Source organism: Lentimicrobium sp. L6, from assembly GCF_013166655.1.
GTDB lineage: Bacteria > Bacteroidota > Bacteroidia > Bacteroidales > UBA12170 > UBA12170.
The window spans coordinates 1-25,573 of the sequence record NZ_JABKCA010000073.1 but is presented as its reverse complement, the minus strand read 5'-3'; the positions used below and the strand labels follow the sequence as shown (position 1 = coordinate 25,573).

Annotated in this window: 16 protein-coding genes; 15 read left to right on the top strand and 1 reads right to left on the bottom strand. The window is 34.7% G+C overall.

The genetic code is table 11. The annotated features are described in order from the left end of the window. Nucleotides 1-324 precede the first annotated feature (324 nt). From HNS38_RS16330 to HNS38_RS16270, 13 genes are all read left to right on the top strand, one after another. The gene (locus tag HNS38_RS16330) at nucleotides 325-2,283 is read left to right on the top strand and encodes a tetratricopeptide repeat protein (protein ID WP_172283391.1); all 1,959 of its coding nucleotides are present in this window, start codon (nucleotides 325-327) and stop codon (nucleotides 2,281-2,283) included. A gap of 1 nt (nucleotide 2,284) precedes the next feature. Beyond that, the gene (locus tag HNS38_RS16325; protein WP_172346728.1) at nucleotides 2,285-4,618 is read left to right on the top strand and encodes a hypothetical protein; all 2,334 of its coding nucleotides are present in this window, start codon (nucleotides 2,285-2,287) and stop codon (nucleotides 4,616-4,618) included. A 16-nt stretch (nucleotides 4,619-4,634) separates the two neighbouring features. After that, a complete protein-coding gene (locus HNS38_RS16320; RefSeq protein ID WP_172346727.1) occupies nucleotides 4,635-5,384 on the top strand; it encodes a glycosyltransferase family 2 protein in 750 nt (249 codons plus the stop codon). 14 nt (nucleotides 5,385-5,398) lie between these two features. Then, entirely contained in the window at nucleotides 5,399-6,352 is a 954-nt protein-coding gene (locus tag HNS38_RS16315; protein ID WP_172346726.1) for a class I SAM-dependent methyltransferase, read from the top strand. 47 nt (nucleotides 6,353-6,399) lie between these two features. Continuing rightward, nucleotides 6,400-8,379, top strand: coding sequence for a hypothetical protein (locus HNS38_RS16310; protein WP_172283399.1), 1,980 nt, complete (start codon nucleotides 6,400-6,402; stop codon nucleotides 8,377-8,379). 148 nt (nucleotides 8,380-8,527) lie between these two features. Next, the gene (locus tag HNS38_RS16305; RefSeq protein ID WP_172283401.1) at nucleotides 8,528-8,977 is read left to right on the top strand and encodes an RpiB/LacA/LacB family sugar-phosphate isomerase; all 450 of its coding nucleotides are present in this window, start codon (nucleotides 8,528-8,530) and stop codon (nucleotides 8,975-8,977) included. A 9-nt stretch (nucleotides 8,978-8,986) separates the two neighbouring features. Further along, on the top strand, nucleotides 8,987-10,366 hold the full coding sequence (locus HNS38_RS16300) for a LutB/LldF family L-lactate oxidation iron-sulfur protein (RefSeq protein ID WP_172283403.1): 1,380 nt from the start codon (nucleotides 8,987-8,989) through the stop codon (nucleotides 10,364-10,366). A 6-nt stretch (nucleotides 10,367-10,372) separates the two neighbouring features. Continuing rightward, complete coding sequence (locus HNS38_RS16295) at nucleotides 10,373-12,916, top strand: BamA/TamA family outer membrane protein (RefSeq protein ID WP_172346725.1); 2,544 nt, start codon at nucleotides 10,373-10,375, stop codon at nucleotides 12,914-12,916. A gap of 67 nt (nucleotides 12,917-12,983) precedes the next feature. Beyond that, nucleotides 12,984-13,982, top strand: a complete 999-nt coding sequence (locus HNS38_RS16290) for a DUF4837 family protein (RefSeq protein WP_172283407.1) — start codon at nucleotides 12,984-12,986, stop codon at nucleotides 13,980-13,982. 3 nt (nucleotides 13,983-13,985) lie between these two features. Continuing rightward, nucleotides 13,986-14,630, top strand: coding sequence for a TatD family hydrolase (locus HNS38_RS16285; protein ID WP_172283409.1), 645 nt, complete (start codon nucleotides 13,986-13,988; stop codon nucleotides 14,628-14,630). 114 nt (nucleotides 14,631-14,744) lie between these two features. After that, a complete protein-coding gene (gene gcvH, locus HNS38_RS16280; RefSeq protein ID WP_172283421.1) occupies nucleotides 14,745-15,125 on the top strand; it encodes a glycine cleavage system protein GcvH in 381 nt (126 codons plus the stop codon). A gap of 125 nt (nucleotides 15,126-15,250) precedes the next feature. Further along, nucleotides 15,251-15,898: an energy transducer TonB gene (locus tag HNS38_RS16275; protein WP_253916419.1), complete on the top strand. Its 648-nt coding sequence runs from the start codon at nucleotides 15,251-15,253 to the stop codon at nucleotides 15,896-15,898. A gap of 199 nt (nucleotides 15,899-16,097) precedes the next feature. Continuing rightward, the gene (locus tag HNS38_RS16270) at nucleotides 16,098-18,506 is read left to right on the top strand and encodes a thiamine pyrophosphate-dependent enzyme (RefSeq protein ID WP_172283413.1); all 2,409 of its coding nucleotides are present in this window, start codon (nucleotides 16,098-16,100) and stop codon (nucleotides 18,504-18,506) included. 80 nt (nucleotides 18,507-18,586) lie between these two features. On the opposite strand, the gene HNS38_RS16265 is transcribed toward HNS38_RS16270, so the two are convergent. Continuing rightward, entirely contained in the window at nucleotides 18,587-19,261 is a 675-nt protein-coding gene (locus HNS38_RS16265; RefSeq protein WP_172283415.1) for an energy transducer TonB, read from the bottom strand. Between the two features lie 313 nt (nucleotides 19,262-19,574). On the opposite strand from HNS38_RS16265, the gene HNS38_RS16260 reads away from it, so the two are divergent. Both HNS38_RS16260 and HNS38_RS16255 read left to right on the top strand, forming a co-directional pair. Further along, nucleotides 19,575-21,980, top strand: coding sequence for a tetratricopeptide repeat protein (locus tag HNS38_RS16260; protein ID WP_172283417.1), 2,406 nt, complete (start codon nucleotides 19,575-19,577; stop codon nucleotides 21,978-21,980). A gap of 11 nt (nucleotides 21,981-21,991) precedes the next feature. Next, nucleotides 21,992-25,192 carry a two-component regulator propeller domain-containing protein gene (locus HNS38_RS16255; RefSeq protein ID WP_172283419.1) on the top strand — a complete coding sequence of 1,067 codons (3,201 nt, stop codon included), beginning with the start codon at nucleotides 21,992-21,994 and terminating at the stop codon, nucleotides 25,190-25,192. The last annotated feature ends 381 nt before the right edge of the window (nucleotides 25,193-25,573 follow it).

The following is a 25,573-nucleotide window of genomic DNA, read 5'->3' as shown; positions in this document are numbered from 1 at the left end:
ATTGCTTACGCTTCGATTAAATTACACGAGACTTAAATGGGTAACCCTATTATTATTTATTGTTTTACTTGATCTGACCCTATTGCAAAATCTAGTATGTCGGCATTTTTCAATTGAATTGACATTTTGGTTTACCTTATAACTTGAAGTAATTGAGTTATTTACAGTCTCTAAGATAAGTAAGCAATGATAGTAATTATTATTCATATTTAGACTAAATCAATATATAATGAATTGTTAATTTATTGCAAATTATTATTTTAAAGTTGCTTATAAATGATGTCATAATAATTTCATAGATTTGAATGCAAATTATTTATAGTGATGAAAAAAACAAACCAAATGAACAATCACCTGAACATCATATTTGCCACAATCATCACATTATTTGGCCTATTTTTATATTTAAATACTATAAATCATGGTTATGTTTTAGATGATGCATCAGTAATTACCGATAATAGAATTGTAAAAGAAGGCTTTGGTGGTTTTGGTGAAATACTAACGACTTCTTACAGACATGGCTATGATGAAAAATATCAGAATTTATATCGTCCTTTATCTTTATTGATGTTTGCAGCAGAATGGCAAATGGCACCGAATCAGGCATGGCTGGGACACCTGATAAATATCATTTTGTATGGATTTACAGGGTTTATTGTTTTTATGACTTTGCTTAAGGTTTTGAAAAAATATCATATCGTATTACCCTTTATTATTTGCCTTATTTTTATTGCACATCCCATACATACAGAGGTAGTAGCCAATATTAAAAGTAGGGATGAAATCTTGTCATTCTTGTTCTCTGTTTTGACTTTGTATACTTTTTGGCTTTATGCAGAACGCACAGAAAAGAAATACTTGTTTGGCTCCTTGGCTTTGTTTTTCTTAGCATTTTTGAGCAAAGAAGGGAGCGTAACTTTTATTTTGGTGATTCCTTTATCAGTTTTGTTTTTTGCGGAGAAGGAGAAGGTGAAGTCTCTTTTACCGAGAACGGCTTTATATTTAATTCCATTTTTGGCTTATATGATGATTCGAACGATGGTATTGGGAGAGGCAAAAATGTCAGATCAAACTGTTTCTATCCTGGATAATAGTTTGATAGAGGCTCCGATTCTTGAACGCTGGGCTACAGCATTAGTAATATTAGGTAAGTATTTTTATCAATTAGTTTGGCCAGTTTCACTGGTTAGCGATGTCTCTTATTCTCAAGTTCCTTTGGTTGGTTTTGGAAATGGAGGTGTTTTAGTTTCTCTGCTATTGTATTTGAGCATTTTTATAGGTGCTTTGTTATCTTGGAAAAAAAATAAAGTGTTGAGCTATGGGATTTTCTTCTTCCTATTTACCCTATCACTGTATTCTAATATCTTTGTTATGGTAGGGACAAACTACGCAGAGCGAATGCTTTATTTTGCTTCTTTAGGATTTTCTATCATGGTGTCAGTTGGAATCTTAAAACTGTTTAAAGTAAAAGTGAAGGAAGCTCAACAAGAGAAGACCGTTTTTCATTTTTTTAAAAATCACTCAAAAGTTTTGGCATTTACATCAGTTATTTTAGTTTTTTATGGTTTTAAAACCATTGAGAGAAATAGAGATTGGAAAAGCAGTTATAGTTTGTATTCCGCTGATATAGAAAAATCACCCAATAGCGCTCACCTTCGTTATCATTATGGTTTAGAGGTTATGCAAGATAAAGGATTGAAAACAGCAAATCCAAATGAAGCCATCCAATTTTTAGATAAATCTATTGAACAATTTCAATATGCACTGAAAATATATCCTAATTATTATGATGCATTTGAACAAATCGGTTTGGCGAATTATAGAAAGGGACTCAATTATAAAAAGATAGGGCAGCAGGCTTTAAGTAATTCAAATCAAAATCAGGCTCAAAAATATGCAGACCTAATGAATCAACATTTTTTAATGGCAAGAGAACAATATGAAAAAACGATTCAGTATAAAGAATCAGCAGTCACCTATCAGAATTTTGGAGCCTTATATTTTGATATGGGGGATACTGAAAATGCCTTGAAATACTCATTACGAGCCATTGAACTTAGTCCTAATGATGCCAATAGCTATTCAAATATTGGAAGTATTTATGGCATGTCGGGGAATTATCAAGAAGCCATTAAATACTTTAATAAAGCCTTAGAATTGAATCATGAAAACCCAGCAAGTATTCATATTTTTCTAGCAAAGACCTATGAATTCTTGAATCAACAAAATAAGGCCCAAAAACACTATAAATTGGCAAAATCAATTCAAAACAAATCATAGAATGATGCTTGAAAGAAAATATATGAAGAGCAAATGGTTGAATTACGGCCTGATTTTTCTACTCTCATTTATCTTGTTTGGTAATACTTTGCGCCATCAGTATGCTTTAGACGATGCCATAGTAATTACCGAAAATGAATATGTATTAAATGGTATTGATGGGATTCCTGAAATATTTTCTCAAGAATTATTTAATGGCTTTTTCGATGAGAAGAATAAAGATTTAGTGGCAGGTGGCAGATATCGACCTGTTTCGCTTCTTACCTTTGCCATGGAGTATGAATTTATTATGGGCTCTCCTTTTGAAGGCCTTGATGAATTAGATTTAGAAAAAAGACTGAATCAAAATCATTCAAATAAAAACCAGATAAGTCCGTTTCAAAAGCTGAATAAGGAATTAAACAAAACTTTGATAACACTAAAGGATAGTGATTTAGAAAAAGGCCAGAATTTGATTCTTGATAAGTATCAAATTAGGGATAAGGAAAGAAAGGTGATTATAGAACGCTTAAGGATAATGAAAGGTAAGCAACCAGCACATCAATTTATTAGCCACACTGTTAATGTTCTTTTCTTTGCTTTCACGGGTCTTATCCTTTTCATGGTTTTAAGCTTGATGTTTCGTGATGATTCCAACTCTGTATTTCAAGCTTGGCTTCCCTTTTTTATCACACTATTATTTATTTCCCATCCCATTCATACCGAGGTGGTTGCCAACATAAAAGGAAGGGATGAAATTATTGCCTTTTTTATGTCCTTATGGGCTTTATATCTTTCTTTTAAATATGTTGATACTCAAAAAATCAAGTATTTATTTGGTAGTTTTTGGGTTTTCCTAGTAGCAGTATTCTCTAAAGAAGTAGCTGTGACTTTTATTGCTATTATACCTCTAGCTATTTGGTTTTTTAGAGGAGGGAAATGGAAAGAAATGGGTGTTTCAATTTTGCCTGTTCTTTTGGCTTCATTTGTTTATCTGCTCATTAGAGCTTTGTATGTTGAAGGTATTGCAAGTATAGGAGTTCACGAGAGCACAGAGATTATGAATAACTCATTTTATGGAATGGATGTGATGACTAAATACGCTACCATCCTCTATTCTTTATTGCTTTACTTGAAACTATTGATATTCCCTCATCCCTTGACTTATGATTATTATCCCTATCACATTGCAGCACAATCCTGGGATTTTTGGCCCATATTCTCTGTTGTAGTATATCTTTCTTTAGCAGTTTATGCCATTTTCGGATTATTTAAAAGACATAAAATAGCATTTGGAGTTATTTTCTTTGCCATTAGTTTAGCTCCAACTTCAAATATTCTTTTCTCTATTGGAGCCTTTATGAATGAGCGATTTATTTATGGTGCCTCACTTGGATTTTCTATTATCACGGGATATTTAATACTCGTAAAACTCCCGCTTGTATTGAAAAATGAGAACTTGAAAAACTACCTGGTTTTTGGTTTGCTATTCACCATTATTGGCTTGTATTCTTTTAAAACCATTGATAGGAACCGAGCTTGGGAAAATGATTTTGTATTGATGACCACTGATGTGAAAACATCCTCTAATTCAGCTAAAAGTAATTGTTCAGCTGCTGGAAAGCTCATAGAATATGCCATGGATTTGGAAGATAAGCCGCAAAGGAATCAAAACCTAAATCAAGCCATAGAATACCTTCATCAGGCTATTCGAATTCATCCAAGTTATGTGGATGCTTTAATTTTAATGGGGAATGCACAGTTTTGGCTCAGTAAAAATTTAGATAGTACTTTTTACTATTATCACCAGGTACTTCAGCTGTCACCCAATAATCAGATTGTTCAAGATAATTTGTTTCAATCGAGGATAAAATTAGAGTATGATAATCCTCAACAATCTATGTCCTTGATAAATGGTTTGGAGCTTGTTTACCCTTATTTGAAAGATAAATGGCAAACCAATTATTTCTTGGGAAGAACCTATGGACGTTATCAAAATAATTTACATAAAGCTATTGAGTATTTATCCATAGCCAAAAAACAAAACCCAAATAGTATTGAAGTTTTAGAAGATTTGGGTGTGGCATTTGGTATTTCTGGTAATTTTGAAGGCTCTTCTCATTGTTTTATGCAAGCCCTCGAAATAGACCCCAAAAGCACAAATTTGAAGTTTAATGCAGTAAATTTATTGTTGCAAACTGGCGATAGGCAAAAAGCAAAAGACCTATGTCAACAATTATTAGATGAATTTTTAAAAAAAAATAACAAGTCTGGCTTGCAAAAATTAGCCTATATTTATCAAGATATTGGAGAGCAAGAATTGGCAGATATCGCATTAAAAAAATCTATTGAATAGAATAAACTAATACCATATGATTAATAATAAGAAAGTAGTAATCATACTTCCGGCATATAATGCAGAGAAAACATTGGAGATGACCTATAATGAAATTCCATTTGAAATGGTTGACGAGGTGATTTTGGTTGATGATTCTAGTCATGATAAAACAGTAGAAAAAGGTAGAGAAATTGGCATAAAACATATTGTAGAGCATAAGAAAAATATGGGGTATGGAGGCAATCAGAAATCTTGTTATCGTAAGGCCTTAGAGCTTGGTGCTGATATCGTTATTATGCTTCATCCTGATTATCAGTATACGCCAAAATTAGTTCCATCGGTAGCTTATTTAATTGCTAACGAACTATATCCAGTGGTTTTGGGATCGAGAATTTTAGGAAAAGGAGCATTGAATGGAGGAATGCCAAAGTATAAGTATATTGCCAATAGATTCTTAACACTATTCCAAAATGTTTTAATGAGTGCAAAGCTGTCAGAATATCATACAGGTTATAGAGCTTTTTCAAGAGAGGTCCTAGAAACTGTAAATTATGAAGCCAATTCTGACGATTTCGTATTTGATAACCAAATGTTAGCTCAAATTCTGTATGCAGGCTATGAAATTGCTGAGGTTACTTGTCCAACTAAATATTTCGAAGGAGCTTCTTCCATCAACTTTCAGCGAAGTACAAAATATGGATTTGGAGTATTGGCAACTTCACTTAAATATAGGGCACAAAAATGGGGTTTAATCAATTATGATATATTCAAAAACAAAAAATAATTAGAGGCACTTGTATGGATAAATGTACTTATTGTAAATCCTCACCATCTAATTTAAAATATAAAACCAGTGATGTTTTTGGTCAGCATTGGGAAATCCATCAATGTTGCAATTGTCAGGCCTACTATATAGCTCCAAACCCCAGCCCCAATCAATTGGCTCAAGCTTATGCCGATGATTATTATGGTGAGCAGGAAGAAAAATTTAGTTTCCCACTTGTAGAAAAAATCTTAGACTATTTTAGGGGAGGTCGAGCTAGAAAATTAAGTAAATATATTGAAGCAAATTCTGCTGTTCTTGATATTGGTTGTGGAAATGGACAGTTTTTAGAATCATTAGTTAAACATGGAGATTATAAGCTTTTCGGAACAGAGTTAGCTGGAAAATCGGCAGAACGAGCCAAAAGAATTCCCCAAGTAAATTTGAGGATAGGCTTTCTTGAAGAAGTTGTATTTGATAAAGAAAGCTTCGATGCCATTACTCTATTTCATGTTTTTGAACACCTTTCAGAACCTGAGCTAAGTTTGAATATTATACATGAAATTTTAAAGCCTAATGGAGTTTTGGTGATGTCTTTTCCGAATATAGATAGTTGGCAAAGTAGAATATTTAAAGGGAAATGGCTTCATTTAGACCCTCCTCGGCATTTGTTTTTTTTTGAGCCTAAAACATTTCGTGGTTTAATGGAGTCGCAAGGTTTTGCTTTTATAGATGAATCGTATTTTTCAATGGAGCAAAATCCGTTTGGAATGGTGCAGAGTATTTTGAATTTATGGAATAAGAAAAGAGAAGTTTTATTTGAGAGTATGAAGGGAAACCATACTTATACTCAAGAATATTCTTCTTTTAATATAATTTTACAGAAAATGTTTTTCATCCTGAGCTTCCCAATATTTATTATCAGCGATGTGATTGCTAGCTTATTTAAAAAAAGCGCTACAGTAGAATTTGTATTTAGAAAGAAATGAGAAGTCGGTTAGTAAGGAATAATTACCTTTAATTAAAAACAAGAATTATGAAGGAGAAAATTTTAAATCCAGATAGAATCATCTATTTTATTGTATTTGCCATTTCTGTATTCATCTATTCTAACACTTTTACACATCAATTTGCTTATGATGATTATAGCGTAATTACTGGAAATGAATTTACTAAAAAAGGCTTCTCTGGAATTGTAGATCATTTCACTCACGATAGTTTTTATGGGTTTACCGGGAAGGAAAACCTTTTTAAAGGAGGTAGATATCGACCATTGTCTTTGGCTACATTCTCAATTGAATATGGTCTGTTTGGAGAGAATCCTCAGATAAATCATATGGTAAATGTGTTACTTTATGGCATCACTGGGCTTTTGGTGTTTTATTTATTATCCATCTTGTTTTTTAAAGATAGAAGGCCTTTGTTATTGAAAGATAAATTACTTTCTGTTCCATTCGTTGCTACTTTATTATTTATTACCCACCCTATACATACTGAGGTCGTAGCTAATATTAAAGGACGCGATGAGATCTTGGTTTTCTTGTTCTCTATCATGTCTTTGGTTTGGGCTTTAAAATATATTGAAAATAAAAGATGGAAGGATTTACTCTTATCCTGCATATTTTTGTTAATAGGACTATTTGCCAAAGAGAATGCGGCCATGTTCTTATTGGTCATCCCTTTAACGATTTGGACTTTCCATCCAAAAGTTCAATTTTCAAAGTATAAAACCCTGATTGGAGCTTTGTTTGCTACAGTCATTTTATTTGTGTTTTGTCGACAATCCGTCCTTGGGCATATTGATGTGGAATCAACACAAGCAGATAATATCGTAAGCAACTCATTTATGTACGCTGATGGTTGGAGCCAATTATACGGAACTGTTTTTTATACATGGGGTAAATACATACAACTATTATTCTATCCTAGCCCCTTAACTATAGATTACTATCCATTTCACATCGATTATGTAGAAATCTATCATTTCAAATCTATCATTCCAATAATATTCTATTTAGCCTTAGGCCTTATTGCCACTTTGGGGCTTAGAAAAAGGAGTGTTTTTGCATTTGGAATCTGGTATTATCTGATCACTTTTTCCATAGTTTCTAATTTGGCTCTTATTATTGGGCCATTTATGGGAGAACGATTTATGTATGTTCCATCCTTAGGATTCACTATTATTATTGCCTATTTATTGCTTGAAAAACTCCCCCAATGGACAAAGGGAAAGTTATCTAAAAACATAATGATGATTGCACTTTTGATGATGTCCTTTTTGTATTCAGCAAAAACCATTGATAGAAATCTAGACTGGGAAAATAATTTCACTCTGTATACCACAGATGTGAAAATATCGAGTAAGAGTGCTATTATGACTCAAAGCGCAGCTCAGCAATACTTAAATAAAGCCATAGAGCTCAAAGGAGATAGAAGTAGCAAAGCTTATAGGGAAGAATATTTGGACAAAGCAGCAGCTTATCTAGAATATGCAATTGATAGAAATGAAACCAATATGGGGTTGCTTTTAATGGCAAATACTAAATATGAACAAGCTAAATTTGAGGAGGCCAATAAATACTATTTAAAAGTACTGAGTAGGGATGCCAATTACCAATTGGCTATTGATAATATGGTATTGTCATTAAAGAAAATTCAAGATAAAAGAATAAAATTAAATGATGTCAAAGAGTTAAGGAGTTTAACGAAATCCTTCGAATCCTTTTATATGCTTGGACAAACTTGGGGTAAAGATTTTAATCAGTTAGATTCTTCTATTTACTATCTCAATAGGGCTATAGATATTGATGATTCTTATTACTATGCCTTTGCGGATTTAGGTATGGCTTATGCCATGACTGGAGATTTACAGCAAGCCTTGATGAATTTAAATAAGGCATATCAACTTAATTCAAATGATAAATCAACCATTATCAACTTGGCATTAACACATCAAAATCTCGGTCAAACAGAACAGGCCAATGAGCTGTTTCAACGAGCGGAAAAAATGAAATGATCCTTTAAGGATAGGTACAATTAATCATTGGCTTTTTATGGAACTGAGAGTTTCAAAAAAAGTGCTTTAAAAATTTCTCAAAAGCTATGCATATGGCATGTCGCCAAATAGAAATTTTACTGTAAATTTGTCCATTAAAACCAAGCAGATGTTTGATAAGACAAAAAAACTCCCCATAGCCTGTGATCATGGCGCTTTTGAAATGAAAGAATTTTTAAAAGAACAACTGGTTGCTCATGGTTATCAGGTTGAAGATATGGGGACTTATAGTGACGCTAGTGTAGATTACCCAGATATGATTCATCCTCTGGCTAAAGCTATCAATGATGGTGTTTATGGTATGGGAATCATTTTATGTGGCAGTGGTAATGGTGCTCAAATTACAGCCAATAAATACCTAAAGGTAAGAGCAGGTTTGTGTTGGACTGTCGAACAAGCACAATTAACAAGAATGCATAATGATGCTAATATTATGAGTATTCCTGGTCGTTTTGTGGAAAAAGATTTAGCTTGGAAAATGTTACAAGCCTTTCTTAATACTGATTTTGAAGGGGGAAGACATATTGGTAGAGTGGAAAAAATATCTCAATTGTTATAAAGAAACTCTATGTCAGAAGCTGCTCAAAAATTCAACAAAGCATCTAAATTAAAGGCCTTCGATATGGAGCATCGTAAGACCCTTAACTTTAATATTGGTAAATATGACCAGGCCTTTCGAGATGGTTTGCAACAATATGCAGATTTGGATTTGGCTCGTCAGCGTGCCGCCAATGTTAAACGTAAGGCTATTAATGATTTAGATAAATATTTAATTGAGTTTGAGCAGAACTTTACTCAAAATGGGGGTAAAGTCATTTGGGCAGTTAATGCCGAAGATGCTAACAGAGAAATCCTTAGGATCTTCAAAGAAAAAGCAGTCAAGAAAGTCGTCAAAAGTAAATCGATGACTACGGAAGAAATTGAAGTGAATGCTGCATTGGAAAAGAATGGTATTGAATCGGTTGAGACAGATTTAGGGGAGTATATTGTGCAATTGGCAGATGAAAAGCCATACCATATCGTAACTCCTGCCATGCATAAAAGTAAAGAGCAGGTTGCAGAACTCTTTCATCAAAAGTTTGATTGGGATGAAAATCTAAGTGCCGAAGAAATGACAGGCAGGGTAAGGATGAAACTTAGAGATAAGTTCTATTCTGCTGATGCTGGAATTACAGGCGCCAATTTTTTGATTGCTGATACAGGTTCAATTGCTCTTACTGAAAATGAAGGGAATGGTATCCTTACTATGGCTTTTCCCAAAGTGCATATTATTGTTGCAGGAATTGAAAAGATGATACCTTCCGTTAATGATTTAGCTCTCATGTGGCCATTATTAAGCACTCATGGAACGGGACAGCATGTAACGGTATATAATTCCATTATCACAGGTGGGAAGCGGGAAAATGAGGAGGGACCTGAAGAAACGTATGTTATTTTATTAAATAATCAGCGTACAGAAGTATTAAAGCAAGAACAACAAAGTATAGCTTTGAGTTGTATTAGATGTGGTGCCTGCCTGAATGTTTGCCCCGTTTATAAAAACATAGGTGGTCATACGTACAAAACTACATATACGGGGCCCATAGGTTCTGTAATTTCACCTTGGCTTTTGGGCATGAAAGACTATAAACATCTGAGCTTTGCTTCTAGCCTTTGTGGAGCCTGTACCGAGGTTTGCCCAGTTAAAATCCCTCTCCACGACATGCTCCTTAAAAATAGAAAAGATGCTGTAGATCAAAAACTCACTACCTTTTCTGAAAGAACCATGGTGAAAACCTGGGAAAAATTCATGCTAAAAAGAAAACTATTGGATTTGTTCGGTGGAGGAGTGAAGAATTTCATCGCCTCACTTTTCTTTAAAAAAGCGTGGGGAAATAAACGAAACCTTCCAAAAATGGCAGAAAAATCATTTAATAAAAGATGGATAGAGCAGCATCCAAATAAATAGTCATTTATGTGGGATGACACCATTAGGCATATCCGCTTTCATCGACCAGCCTTTTTCTTAGGCTTAGTTTTTCTGCTATTATTTCAATCTTGTAGTCCCACTAAGTATTTAAAAGAAAATCAGTATATTTTAAAAGAGAATCAGATTGTTCTTGCTGAGAAAACTATAGATAAAGCTGAAGTAAAAAACTTTGCCGTTCAAAAGCCCAATAGAACCATATTAGGATGGCCATTTTATGTAAGTCTTTATAATATGGTAGATCCAATTAAGGAGGCCAAACGTGACCAAAAAAGAGCCATCCAAGCAAAAGAGAAAAATGAAAAGCGATTAGAAAATGGGAAAAAGCTAAAACAAGATCCTTTTTATTTAAGTCGGTGGTGGAGAAATAGTGTTGGTGAAGCACCAGTAATCTATGATAGACTTACTTTAAAAGAATCAAAAGAAGGAATGTCGGCATATATGCGTAATCTGGGGTATTATTATTCAGTTCATAGTGACAGTGCGCGATTTGATAAGAAAAAGCAACGTGCCTTGGTCGAGTATCATATCATTCCAAATGCTCCTTATAAAATTAGTCAGTTGAACCTTAAGACAACAGATAAAAGAATAGAATCCTTAATTTCCTCTAATACTAAGTTGAAGATTCCAAAGGCTGGAGAATTGTTTAATGCCTATGAACTAGATAACTTACGCTACGATATAAGCTCACTATTGCAGAATCATGGATATTATGGTTTTGGTCCCGACCAAATTGTGTATTTTGCCGACACACTTCAAAAAACAATGGAGGCAAAGGTTGGTATTGAGATCTATCAAACATCTGCAAACGGTGATACACTGAAGTCTAAGTCTAACTTCCCTGTGTATTATTTTAAGAGCCTTACAGTACACAATTATCCTTATCGTTTTGATATTCTTCATGAGGATGACATGAAAATTCATTTGTTTGGGAAAGATAGTATTCCTTTTAAATATTACGACGAGCTTACTTTTAAGCCCAATCTTTTACAAAGAAGAATAGATATAAGAAAAGATAGTATATACCGACAAGAAGATATTGCCAGAAGCATTCGTTCTGTAGGCGGTTTGGGCGTTTTTAAATCTGTTCATTTTAAAGTGACTCCTTCTCTTGAAAAGCCTAAATCGGATAGTGTTGTGCTATTAGATGTGGAAATTCAATTAAGTCCAAGAACCAAGCAATCTTACTCCATAGACTTAGAAGGTTATACTTCTTCAGGAACCATTGGGACAGGTTTGAAATTCACCTATAATCATAGAAACCTCTTTAAGAGGGCTATATTTTTTGATATTTCGGTTAATGGAAAAGTAGAAAGGTCGACTTCTAATTTGACCGAAGGTGAAAGTATCTTAGCCTATGAATATGGTGTAAATTCCACTTTAAGGTTTCCAAATTTCTTTTCACCATTTAGGCTTTATAAATTCAATAATAGGTATTTCCCAAGCACCTTGGTCAACTTTGGGTTTACCCTAAAAGACAGGTCGGAGTATGTACGTCAAACCACGAGTGCTAGTTTTGGTTATAGTTGGTCAACCCCAAAGAAATTAAAACATAATCTAAACCCAATTGATTTTTACTTGACTCGCTTTAGAGATATCCAATATGATTATTTGCAATACTTAATCGATAAAAACCTTTATGATCAGTATTTTGATCATGTAATTCCTGCTGGAAATTACTCTGTTTTTTATACCAATCAGAAGCTAAATACACCTAAAGATTTCTTTTTTATTAACTTGAAAGTTGAAGTGGCAGGGAATATTTTGACCTTGGCTAACGATGCACTAGGAACTAAAAAGACAGGAGCTGGTGATATATACCTTCAGGTGATTGAGGCTTATGCGCATGAGTTTCTCCCAGATAGTTTGCAGGAGGAATATATTAACGATACACGCGATTCTCTTAATATGAATGGTCCTGGGTATTATACTTTTGCTGGTCTACTATATAATCAATATTATAAAACGGATATCGATTTGCGCTATACCTGGTATCTGAATGATAAAATTAGCCTAACAACAAGAGCTTTCGGTGGATTAATTATACCATATGGAAATACGGATTTTTCTCCAATTGAAAAACAGTATTTTATGGGCGGCTCTAACGATTTAAGAGCTTGGTGGGCGAGGTCGGTTGGTCCGGGAGCTTATGTCTTGGATGAGCAAACTTTGCAGCTAAAGAACTATTATCAGCATGGTGATATTAAACTACTGGCTAATGTAGAGTTTCGACATAATATTCTTTGGAGAATTAATGGAGCGCTTTTTGCGGATATTGGGAATGTTTGGAATATCTACAATAACGAAAGTTTTCCTGATGGATTGTTTAAGTTCGATACCTTCTATAAGCAAATGGCGCTAGGTGTTGGGTATGGTTTGAGATTTGATTTTAGTTTCTTTATCCTCCGATTCGATTTGGCCTTCAAATTATATGATCCAAGTTTAGGTTCGGTTAATAAATGGGTATATAGCCAGGGAGATAGTTATTATAAACAACCTATTTTAAACTTTGGTATTGGATATCCATTCTAGCCCTTTTTTTGGAACGATTATTGGTTGTTCCGTAGTGAACAAAAGTGAATATTCTAAAACTTAACACATGAAAATAATTAAACTTTCCTTATGGCTCATTGTATTAACAAGTCTAATATCTTGTAATGAAATCACTGAAGTTACCCAAAGATCTAGTACGGGCGGGCTTAATGAGATCCTTATCGTTACAAATAATGTAAGCCAATGGGATGGGGAAATTGGAGATAGCATAAGAAGAAATTTTACAAGAGAATTAAAACTGTTGCCAGTGCCTGAGCAAGAGTTTAAAGTAGTTAATATCAATGAAGCATCTATTTCTAAAAAGATTTTTAAGAAACATCACAATATATTTATTGTCAATATTGACCCTTCTATAAAAGAAGCCTTTGTGGAATCTAAGAAAGATTTATGGGCTGCTCCGCAAATTGTGGTTAAAATAAATGCACCTAATATTCATGAATGGCTGATTAGCTTTGAGGAGGTCAAAGAAAATAGTTTCGACTTATTTGTTGATAATGAGCGTACAAGGATAATGAATAGTTATGGGTCTAAATTTAAAAATTTAAAGATTTCTAAGGAATTGAAAAAGTATTTTCATATCGATATGAATATTCCAAAAGGTTATTCTGTGACAAAAGTAGACAGTACGAAATTATGGGTTCGTAAAGAAACGGCTGCTAACTCTATGAATATCATCGTTTATACACAGCCCTATCATTCCACAGCCGACTTTGATCATAGAAGTATTTTGTTGAGAAGAAATAATTTAACTAGAACATATATACCTGGACCAACAGTTGGTTCCTATCAGGTGATTTCTGATGAATATATTGAGCCTATTTCTAAAGAACTTTCTTATAATAACATGTTCGCCGTTGAGATGAGAGGGTTATGGAGAGTTGAAAACGACTTTATGGGAGGCCCTTTTATTTCCTATACTTTTGTTGATGAAAAAAGAGGGAAGCTCATTACTATTGATGGATTTGCTTATGCTCCAAAACAAAAGAAAGCACCTTTGATGAGAGAATTAGAAGGTATGCTTTGGTCCTTGAAACTTGTTGACTAATTGATGCTTTTTAACTTTCATACTCATAAAATAGGGGAGGGCATTTTTAATTATAGACTTGGGTTTGATAAAAAACCTCCTCCAGAAAAAGGCGATTTTTCAATAGGGATACACCCTTGGGATATTGATAGCATTGATGTTGAACAAGCATTGCTTGATTTGGAAAATTATATTGATTTACCCAATTGTGTTGCTCTTGGGGAGGTTGGTTTAGATAAAGTTTGTGGCACGAATTTGGCATTACAAAAAGAGATTTTTTATAGGCAAATTAGAATAGCTCAGAAGTCTCAAAAACAAGTACTCATTATTCATTGTATAAAGGCTTATCAGGAACTATTAGTTATAAAAAAGGAGGAAGACTCAATATTTAAATGGGTTTTACATGGGTTCAATGGTGGTAAAGATTTAATTGGTCAGTTACAGAAGAATGGATTTTATTTTAGTATTGGTCATTTATTATTAAATCCAAATTCCAAAATTGCCCAAAGTATTTCAGCTATTTCCTTGAATCGACTTTTTTTAGAAACCGATGAAAGTGAGCTGGGAATAGAAGATATTTATAAAGCGGTAAGCCTAAAATATAGAATTGAAGAGAAGGTTTTGATACATGAAATTGAAAAAAACAGAAGGCTTATTTTTAGCGAATAAAAAATGAATATAAATAGGCTGAAATATGATATTTATTAGGCTTTTCTATTGGAAAAATTAATAATATTGCAGTTGAATAGATTTTACCAAATTTTAAATTATAATATATTAGATATGAGCGTTTTGGAAAATTTGAAGTACACCAAAGATCACGAATGGATTCGTGTTGAGGGCGATGAAGCCTATATTGGAATCACTGAGTTTGCTCAAGGTGAGTTAGGTGATATCGTTTTTGTAGAAGTGGAAACTGAAGGTGAGAGCCTTGATAAAGAAGAAGCTTTCGGTACGATTGAAGCTGTTAAAACGGTTTCTGATTTATTTATGCCCATCAGCGGCGAGGTTGTAGCGTTTAATGCTGAGTTGGAAGACGCTCCAGAGTTAATCAATACTGACCCGTTTGATAAAGGTTGGATCATCAAAGTGAAATTAGCTGATGCTGGTGAACTCGATTCTCTTTTGAGTGCTGATGATTATAAAGCTTTAATAGAAGCTTAAGAATATACAATAACAGAGCTTTAGAGAATTAAAATAATTTTCATATTTTAGCGGCTCGTAAAAAAAGAAAAATAACGCCTTTAAATAATAACATTATGGAAAGAAGAAAATCCGAAAAAGCAAATTTGGAGACCAAGAGAACGGTATTCCTTGAGATTGGCTTTGTTATTGCTCTGGCGGTGGTTTTTGTAGCTATGGAATGGAAAAGCTATGACAAGCAAGAATACGATTTGGTTCAGCGTGTTGTAGATGATACTCCAGAAGAAATCATTCCTATAACAGAGCAAAAAGTTAAGCCACCTCCACCAAAACCTCCACCACAAGTTACTTTAATCAACGTTGTAGAAGATGATGTTGAGGTGGAAGATGAAATTGAAATCGATGTAGATATGGACGACGACACCGAAATGGAAGAGTACGTACCTATTGTTGAAGAAGAGGAAGAATTAGTAGAAGAAGAAATTTTCCTTGTGGTAGAGCAAATGCCATCATTCCCTGGTGGTGAGCAGGAAATGTATCGTTACATTGGTAATAATATTGAATATCCAAGAATGGCGAAAGAAAGCGGTATAAGTGGTCGTGTATTCGTAACATTCGTTGTGGAAAAAGATGGTGCTGTAACCGACGTTCAAATCCTTCGTGGTATTGGCGGTGGTTGTGATGAAGAAGCCATTAGAGTAATCAAATCTATGCCTAAGTGGCAAGCTGGTATGCAAAGAGGAAAACCTGTAAGGGTTCAATACCGAATGCCTATTAAGTTTACACTACAGTAAAAAATATTAAAGCAGCCTTTTGGGCTGCTTTTTTTATGTTTTTTTCCTTCCATTATTTTGATGTACCAACCCTTTCTCAGCTGTGTTTATGCTATTTTTATTGAGCTATTAAGTCATTTATTTAAAATTAGAGCACTTTGATACCACTCAACTTTTTATTACATTTGCGCTCCAATTTAGAATAATTATAAACAGCTACATGAAAACACACAAGCATTCTAAATCCTATATTTCTGAAGTTCTTAACGATTATAAACTAGCCAACGAAAGTAGGCAATTGAGCTTATTAGGAAGACGTGAGGTCTTAACAGGAAAAGCTAAATTTGGTATTTTTGGGGATGGTAAAGAAATCCCACAGCTAGCCATGGCCAAAGTTTTTGAAGATGGTGATTGGCGCTCAGGATACTATCGAGATCAAACCTTTATGTTTGCCACAGGCATGATGACTCTAGAAGAGTTTTTCTCCCAGTTATATGGAGATACCAATGTGGAAAATACTCCTGCCAATGCAGGGCGTTTAATGAATAACCATTTTGCTAGCCGTAGTTTAGATAAAAATGGAAATTGGAAAAATCTAAGCGCACAAAAGAACTCTAGCCCAGATATTTCACCCACCGCTGGACAAATGCCAAGAGCTTTGGGCCTAGCCTTAGCTTCTAAATTATATAAAGAAAATGAAGCCCTCCACACTTTTACTAATTTCACTAAAAAGGGAAATGAAGTTACTTTTGCTACCATTGGCGATGCCAGTACTTCTGAAGGCCATTTCTGGGAAACTATAAACGCAGCCGGAGTGATGCAAGTTCCTCTTGCTGTTAGTGTTTGGGATGATGGATGGGGAATATCAGTTCCAAATACCTACCAAACTACCAAACAAAATATTTCTGAAGTCCTTAAAGGATTTGAGAATAATGAATTAGGAAAAGGATATAAAATACTAAAAGCAAAAGCCTGGGATTATCCTGAGCTTTGTAGAATATATAAAGAAGGAATAGAGCATTGTCGTAAAGAGCAAAACCCAGTTCTATTTCACATCACAGAAGTCACTCAACCACAAGGACACTCTACCTCCGGTAGCCATGAGCGTTATAAGTCAGAAGAAAGGCTGCAATGGGAGAAAGATTTCGATGGCATTGCAAGAATGAGATCTTGGATATTAGAGGAGGGCATCACTGATGAATCTACCCTAGTAGAGATAGAGAAGGCAGCAATTATCCGAGCAAAAGAAGCCAAGAAAACAGCTTGGAAAAGGTTTTTACAACCTATCAAGAAAGAGCGTGACGAATTATTGGCCACGGCAAATATTTCATCTTGCCATTGTTCCAATACACCTCAAATTGATTCCATTAAGAAAGATTTAAAAATGGTGGGTGAGCCTATTCGAAAGGAAATCATCAGTTCAGCTAGGAAAATTCTTCGCTTGGTTTGTGATAAGTGTAGTGATCCCAATCATTCCCTTAAAGCCAATGTGACCAATTGGTTGGAAAAGGAAATGGAGAAAAATAGTGATAGATATAATTCATATCTACATAGTCCTCATGCATCTTCCGTTCTAAATGTAGAAGCTATTGCTCCTATTTATGAAGAAAGACCTAAACAAGTTCCAGGTCGCGAAATTCTTCGCGATAATTGGGACTATATTTTTCAGAATAACCCATTAGTTGTTGCATTTGGCGAAGATGTTGGAAAAATAGGAGGTGTAAATCAAACTTTCGAAGGCTTACAGGAAAAACATGGCGAAGAGAGAATCTTCGATGTGGGTATTCGTGAGGCTACTATTATTGGTCAAGGATTGGGTTTGTCACTTCGTGGATTTAGGCCTATTGCTGAGATTCAATATTTCGATTACCTCCTCTATGGTTTACAAGTGATGAGCGATGATATCAGTACCATGCTTTACCGTACCAAAGGTGGGCAAAAAGCACCAGTAATCATTAGCACACGAGGGCATAGGTTGGAAGGTATCTGGCATAGTGGTTCTCCATTAAGTATGGTCATCAATTCCATTAGAGGGATGTATGTTTGTGTACCTAGAGATATGACTCAGGCAGCAGGTATGTATAATACCTTATTGAAGAGTGACGAGCCCGCTTTAGTTATTGAGCCACTCAACGGCTATCGTTTTCGCGAGCCACAACCCCAAAATATTGGTGAATTTACCATTTCCTTAGGACAACCAGAAGTTTTACGAGAAGGGAAAGATCTAACGATTGTGACATACGGTAGCTGTTGTAGAATTGCCATGGATGGAGCAGACCAATTAAGTGAATTTGGTATCGATGCCGAAATTATTGATGTTCAAACCTTGCTTCCATTCGATAGAACTCATCGTATCTTAGAGTCTTTAAAGAAAACCAATAAGGTTATTTTCTTTGACGAGGATGTTCCTGGCGGAGCTACTGCCTATATGATGCAGAAGGTTATTGAAGAGCAAAAAGGATTCTATCATTTAGATGCTGAGCCCTTAACTTTAACGGCTAAGGCACATCGTGCAGCTTATAGTACCGATGGTGATTATTTTTCCAACCCTAATGCTGAAGATGTTTTCGAAAAAGCTTATAATATGATGCATGAGTATCATCCAGAGCGGTTCCCAAAGATATTTTAGATTTAAAAAGCGGACTTTAAAGCCCGCTTTTTTATTGTCCTAGCTTTTACACTCCAAGTGTGAGTGGTGAGTATGGATAGCTATCTGATGCTTACCTTTATAGGAAGTACAAAATCAACAGCTACTTTTCTAATACCTTGTACTCCAGGCTCCCAATTTGGCATCATGTTTACAACTCGTAAAGCTTCTGTATCACTTGCTGGGGCTATGCCACGATGTATTCGAGCATTTGTAACTTGTCCTTCAGCACTGATGGTGAATGCAATAAATATCTTCCCACTAACGCCTTGTTCTAAATCTATTCTAGGCAGTTTGAAATTTCGAGCCACAAAAGAAAGCATGGCTGATTCTCCTCCAGGAAAAACGGGCTTTGTTTCTACTTTATAGTAGGGGAGGATTTCTTCGATTTCTAGTTCTACTTCTTCATTGGGTTCCCAAGGTTCCAGGGGCTCCTCAAAATCAATAGTGGGATCGAATATTTCGGTTTCCTCTGTAATATTGTCATCAGGAACAATATTTAAAACCATAAATGATTTTGGTTTCTCCGGTATTTTTTCTTGCTTTTTAAGAATAATAGGGCTGATTAATTCATCTTCATGATAATTGGATTCGTAGAGATTATCATAAATGATTTTATCATAGGATTTGTATTCAAAAGAAAACAATATTGCTGCAAGAGCAAGTACAAATCCTATTTCTAAGAAGATGATTTTTTTGTTTTCTAGGTTGGCGGATGATGATTTTCGTTTATTCATGATTCGATTTTTTAAGGTTTTACAAATGATTAGGCATAACAATTGATTAGCCATTCGCTTTTGTTATGTTTCCTAGAATATCGATATGAAAGGAGGTTTTTAAGGAATAAATAACAAAACCGTGCCAAAAATGGGATATTGATGGTTTAATTCTTGAAAATCAGTTTAGCATTTCTGTATAATGACTTTGTTATTGTAAAAACACCGTTAAAATGCCGCATCTCTTTGAATATCATTTGATATTGTTGTAATAATTATTGTATTTTTGTAACACTTAACGCATCAATAAAGTATAAAAAGTAAAATCACAGCTATGAGAAAATTTCTACTATTAATAGCCATCTTATTTGTATCAATTAGTTATGTAGATGGTCAAAGCGCTAAAAAACTGCTTCGTACAGGAAGTAAACAATATAAAGAGAATCAAATAAATGAGGCCAAAGCTACTTTGACTCATGCCATCAAACTTGATCCTAACATGGTGGAAGCTTATGAAACAAGAGCTCAAATCTATACTCAACAAGGCGAAATTGAATCTGCTATTGCTGATTGGGATATGGTAAATAAGCTTACTCCAAAGGAAGAAATTCCATGGTTGAAAAATGCAGACCTAAATATTCAGATTGAAGATTATAAAAAAGCTTCTTCAAAATATGCGGGATATTTAAATATTGAAACCAAGGATTTAGTTGTTTACGATAAACAAATTGCCTGTTTGAAAAAAATTGAAGATTGGGAGAAAGCATTGTTTTATGCTAAGAAAAAATTGGATGTAAAAGAAACTCCAGAATCACATTTTGAAATCGCAAACCTTCAGTATATTTTAAAGAATTATACTGCTGCTGAAGCCAGTTATAAAGAAGCTATCAAAGAGTCCCCTAATAATATTGATTATCACAATGGCTTAGCATTATCTTTTTACTATCAAGATAGGTATGATGCTGCCATTGGGGAGTGCAATATTGTTCTTCGCTCTGACAAAAGCAATAAAGTTGCCTACCTTACTCGGGCCAATAGCTACCATAAAAAAATTGAATACAGTTATGCTATCAATGATATGTCAAAGGTAATTGTGATGTATAAATCTGATGATGATTATACCGATAACCTTAATTTCAGAGGAGACTTATATTTAGAATACAGCCAGCATATGAATGCCATTGGCGATTATTCTGCTGTCATTAATAAAGACCCAAAAAATTCATACGCCCTCTATAAAAGAGCTCAAGCTTATGAGGAAATTGATAATGAAGTAAAGGCACAAGAGGATTTACTACGTATTATAGGTTTGTCTGCTGGAGGAGTCGTGGTAGCAGATGCTATGCTCACGGATTCAAAGTCTCGTTTGTTTGAATTAAGACGAGAAACAGATGCCCCATCAGTTCATGTAATTAATGATAATGTTAAAGATAAAACACTAAGAGTTAATAATGAAACCGAAATGGTTGATTTAAACTTACAAGTTCAAGATGATAATAAGATTGAGAGTTTAGTTATAGATGGAAATGGCATTGAAGTAAATTCTAATTCAGGAAGTCTAGAGTTAACACAATCTATTTCAGTGCTTGATAAGGAATCTTTTGATATCACCGTTGAGGATGTTTACGGAAATAAATCAACAACAACTTATAATATCTTAAGGGTTGAAAATAATATTCCAGTAGTGGCTTTTATGAATCCTTTCGTAAATGAAAATAACGAAATGATATTGGATGCTGATGATTCTAGAGTTTATTTCGAAGGAAGTATTACTGATGAAAGTTTGATTAAATCCATATTGATTGATGATGTGGTTATCCCTTTCAGTCGTGATGAAGCTAATCCCGTATTCTCTACAAATATGGATCTACGCGATAAGACTAAAATTGTGATGATTGTTACCGATATCTATGACAATAAATTAGAAACAGAATATTTCTTGAATAGGGAGGAGGCTCTTTATGCTGCTGATAGCCCAATGGGAAAAACCTGGGTGGTATTTATTGAGAATTCAGAATATGAGTCTTTCGCTTCCCTAGATGGACCAGTAAAAGACGTGAGGTTAATGCGATCGGCTTTGGCAAACTATGAAATCCATAATTTTATACATCGCCCCAATATGAGTAAATTGCAAATGGAGCGTTTTTTCAGTATTGAATTGCGTGATATGGTAAAAAATCAAAACGTTAACTCTTTGGTAGTTTGGTATGCTGGTCATGGTAAATTTCAAAATGAAACTGGTTATTGGATTCCTATTGATGCAGATCGAACAGATGAATTCTCCTATTTTAATTTGAATAACCTAAAAGCAAGTATGCAAGTTTATGCCAATGATTTAACACATACTTTGGTGATAACAGATGCTTGTGAATCTGGGCCTTCTTTCTATCAAGCCATGAGAAATGATATTGAGATTAGAACTTGTGCCGATGAAAAAGCAGTGAAGTTTAAATCATCTCAAGTACTTTCTTCAGCTGGCTATGAATTGGCCTCTGATAATTCACAATTTACTAAGACTTTTGCCAATTCATTAATTAATAATTCTGAGGCCTGTTTGCCCATTGAAAGTATTGTATTAAACGTGGGTGAAGCTGTAACTAAAGACAACCAGCAAAAACCTCAGTTTGGTAAAATTGATGGTCTTGAGGATGAGAATGGAACTTTCTTCTTTATTAAAAGGGAGGCAGATATTCCAGCTACAGATACGGCAGAAGAAGCAACAGATGATAATCAGGAATAAAGCCTGATGTCATGCATATTAAACACATTCTAGGGCTTGTTTTTAAAAGAACATTAAGTGTTTCGCTTTTTGTTATCCTCTCTTTTTTAGCATATTCTCAAACCTATTATTTCGAAAATTATAGTGTAAGAGATGGCCTTTCTAATTCAAAAGTATATGATATTCTTCAGGATGATGGTGGGTATATATGGTTGGCAACTCCTTCGGGTTTAAGCCGTTTTGATGGTGAGAGTTTTAAGAATTTTGGAACGGAGGATGGTATACCTGAAAATTCAATTAGAGCTTTATTCCTAGATTCGGATCGTCAATTATGGTTGGGTTATGAAAATGGAAATGTTTACCTGAAAACTAAATTAGGTTTCAGAGAGGTTATAAACGATTCTATTAAGGCCAAAGGAGAAATAAGTGATATTACCCAGAATACCAATGGAGATATTATCATTGGTACCATTGGGGCAGGATTGTTTATTATTCAGAATGTAAACTCTGATCAAGAAACCATTAGTCATTTTTCAGGTAGAGATGGTATCGACTCCCAAATTTACAATGCATCGGCTGCAAGTGATGGGCGAATATTTTTCGCCACCAGTGTGGATATGAAATATATGGATGCTGATAGCGCTAAATTTCATTTCTTTCGACCCTCAGGTTTTCCTTCTTTCTTTTTAACAACTACCCTAATGGAAGATACAAAAGCAAACCTTTGGATTGGAAAACATAATGGTGGACTTTATAAATTCGATGCTCAAGATTCTGTTTTCACATTCTTCGATCATAGAGATGGCTTAGCCCATAATTGGGTGAGTACTATTTTTGAGGATTCTAAAGGACAAATATGGGTGGGTACCTGGGGAGGAGGAGTGAGTTTAGTAGTAGAAGACAGTGTGCAGGTTAATTTTAATGTGAAGAATGGTCTTCAGGGCCAGAGTATTCAGAAGATAACGGAAGATACAGAAGGGAATATATATATTGCTACTCAAGAAAATGGGTTTTATATTTTTAAAGGTAATCAGTTTTTATCTATGACAGAAGACAATGGCTTGCCCAATGAGCAAATTTTTGATATCTGCGAAGTAAATGATAGCCTTATCCTATTAGCCACAAATTATGGGGTGGCTGTTTTAGAATTTTCAACATCAACTCAAGCCGAAGTTTTAGCAATCTATAATCAAAAAAATGAAGATGCTATTTCTTTTGAGGGATTGATATCCAATAAAATAAAGAATTTAGTTCGCGACAAAGATGGTAATATTTGGATAGGTTCTGCCTTATCGGGAATCCAAAAATTTAATACCAAAACAAGAGAGTTTCAATATGATTATGTAATCAACTCTAACCTGCCAAAAAATGCTAAAATGATTCATGATCTTGAGGTAGTGGGTTCTGATCTTTATATTGCTACTGTTGATGGCCTGATTAATTACGAGGTTAATAGCGGAAAAATATTTAAACTTTCTCAAACCGATGGATTATCAGACCGTGATATAGAGACTTTGTATCGAGGAGAACAGGATAAATTATGGATTGGAATTCGAAATGGAGGGATTAACAATATAGATAAAGATGGAAATATCACCATCCTCGAAAAAACCCGAACCATAACCCCTATATGTTTTGCGGAAAGTCCAAGTGGTCAGCTTTGGGTAGGAACCTTTGATGGCGTGTTTAAATTAGTAGAGGATAGTTTAGTAAAAGTAATTGACCAGCAATCTGGTTTGCTTTCTAATTATGTGAGCCTATTGCACTTTATGGATGACAATAGAATAGTTGTTGGAAGTAATAATGGCTTAAATGTTTATTATCTTGATAGCAAGGAAATCATCCATTATAATAAGAATGTGGGCTATACTGGAATTGAAACCAAGACCAACTCCTTTTTAAAACGAAAAGATGGGGTCTTGCTTTTTGGGACCACAGGGGGACTTATGATTTATGATACCAAAACAGAGGATCGTAAATTAAAAGAAGCTTTTATTCATTTGGTACAAATGAAAGTGAATATGGAGGAGGCTCCTATGATCTCTGGAGCCACATTCCCTTACGATGAAAACTCTTTTAGTTTTAATTATCATGCCATCTCATTAAGTAATCAGACTGATCTGAAATACCAAGTGATGCTAGATGGTTTAGATCTTGGTTGGAGGGAGGTGACTAATTCAAAGAATATTAGTTTCTCACAATTGCCCCCAGGGAAGTATCAATTATTGGTGAAGGCCATTACATTCGATGGAGTAGAAAATGAAACTCCGGCTCAATACTCGTTTACTATTCGACCACCTTTCTGGCAAACTTGGTGGTTTATTAGCGGAAGTTTATTGATCATCATCGCCTCTACATTTTATGGAGTGCGCTATCGAATTTACCTCCTCAAAAAGGAGAAAAAGATATTGGAGCAAAAAGTACTTGACCGTACTAAAGAGATCTCGCTCAAAAACGACTTGTTAGCCGAAAAGAACAAACATATTACCGATTCCATAAACTACGCTCGTAGGATTCAGTATGCTGCCATGAGGCCGGAGGAGCATTTGTATCAGCTCTATGCCCAAGCTTTCATCCTCTATCAACCTAAGGATATTGTGAGTGGCGATTTCTATTGGTATATCAAGAAAGGCAAGCACCTTATTATTGCAGCAGCTGATTGTACAGGTCATGGTGTGCCTGGAGCATTTATGAGTATGTTGGGTATTGCTTACCTCAATGAGATTGTGGGTAGAATGAACAAGTTTGTGGCCAGTGATATTTTAGAGAAGCTGAGAGATAATGTGATTAATGCCTTGCATCAAAGTAATAGTGCTGATACTGCCAAAGATGGAATGGACATTGCATTGATTATCTTAGATACAGAAACCAGAAAGCTACAGTTTTCAGGTGCCTATAATCCCCTGTATATCATTCGTGAAGGCGAGTTGATTGAGCAAAAAGGAGATCGTATGCCTATTGGAGTTCATGCCAGAGATAAGGAAGCTTTTAGCAATCATAAAGTAAATCTACTTGCCGGAGATCAGCTGTATTTCTTCACCGATGGTTTTGCCGATCAATTTGGTGGACCAAAAGGTAAAAAGATGAATTATAAGCGTTTTAAAAACCTCATTCTTGAACAGAAAAAACAGGAGCTTACACAACAAAGAGAGAACATGCTTCTGGCCTTTAATGATTGGAAAGGCGAGCAAGAACAGTTAGATGATGTTTTGGTGATAGGGGTGAAGGTGTAGGGGAAAAGTACTTAAAGTACTTAGAGTTCATAAAGTGCCTAAAGTACTTAAAGTTATGGCTAGGTTTTTTCTTAATAGAATTACCTCCGGTAGAAGCATTTATGGAGGAGAATTGGAGTAGGTTTAAAATTCAGAGTTTTAAGTTTAAAGTTCAGAGTGGAGTAGCGTTGGAGAAATACATGGCGAAGATTAGCTAGCATTCGTGTAAATCCAAACCAGCATAAACCATTCGTGCATTTGTGGTAGCTTATCATTAAGCAGTAAGATGAGCATTGTCTGGGCAAATCGGATCAACGTGTTTTTCTTGGGGATGGACAATCTAGTCATTTTTTTCTCTTGTTAATTTAGGAAGCTATTATTAATAAATATATTACTCAAATG

What these genes read in the sequence shown, in the direction of transcription:
- HNS38_RS16330 (WP_172283391.1), top strand. Translation starts at nt 325, where the DNA reads ATGAAAAAAACAAACCAAATGAACAATCACCTGAACATCATATTTGCC.
- HNS38_RS16270 (WP_172283413.1), top strand. Translation starts at nt 16,098, where the DNA reads ATGAAAACACACAAGCATTCTAAATCCTATATTTCTGAAGTTCTTAAC.
- HNS38_RS16325 (WP_172346728.1), top strand. Translation starts at nt 2,285, where the DNA reads ATGATGCTTGAAAGAAAATATATGAAGAGCAAATGGTTGAATTACGGC.
- HNS38_RS16315 (WP_172346726.1), top strand. Translation starts at nt 5,399, where the DNA reads ATGGATAAATGTACTTATTGTAAATCCTCACCATCTAATTTAAAATAT.
- HNS38_RS16255 (WP_172283419.1), top strand. Translation starts at nt 21,992, where the DNA reads ATGCATATTAAACACATTCTAGGGCTTGTTTTTAAAAGAACATTAAGT.
- HNS38_RS16285 (WP_172283409.1), top strand. Translation starts at nt 13,986, where the DNA reads ATGCTTTTTAACTTTCATACTCATAAAATAGGGGAGGGCATTTTTAAT.
- HNS38_RS16310 (WP_172283399.1), top strand. Translation starts at nt 6,400, where the DNA reads ATGAAGGAGAAAATTTTAAATCCAGATAGAATCATCTATTTTATTGTA.
- HNS38_RS16265 (WP_172283415.1), bottom strand. Translation starts at nt 19,261, where the DNA reads ATGAATAAACGAAAATCATCATCCGCCAACCTAGAAAACAAAAAAATC.
- HNS38_RS16295 (WP_172346725.1), top strand. Translation starts at nt 10,373, where the DNA reads ATGTGGGATGACACCATTAGGCATATCCGCTTTCATCGACCAGCCTTT.
- HNS38_RS16300 (WP_172283403.1), top strand. Translation starts at nt 8,987, where the DNA reads ATGTCAGAAGCTGCTCAAAAATTCAACAAAGCATCTAAATTAAAGGCC.
- HNS38_RS16260 (WP_172283417.1), top strand. Translation starts at nt 19,575, where the DNA reads ATGAGAAAATTTCTACTATTAATAGCCATCTTATTTGTATCAATTAGT.
- gcvH (WP_172283421.1), top strand. Translation starts at nt 14,745, where the DNA reads ATGAGCGTTTTGGAAAATTTGAAGTACACCAAAGATCACGAATGGATT.
- HNS38_RS16290 (WP_172283407.1), top strand. Translation starts at nt 12,984, where the DNA reads ATGAAAATAATTAAACTTTCCTTATGGCTCATTGTATTAACAAGTCTA.
- HNS38_RS16320 (WP_172346727.1), top strand. Translation starts at nt 4,635, where the DNA reads ATGATTAATAATAAGAAAGTAGTAATCATACTTCCGGCATATAATGCA.
- HNS38_RS16305 (WP_172283401.1), top strand. Translation starts at nt 8,528, where the DNA reads ATGTTTGATAAGACAAAAAAACTCCCCATAGCCTGTGATCATGGCGCT.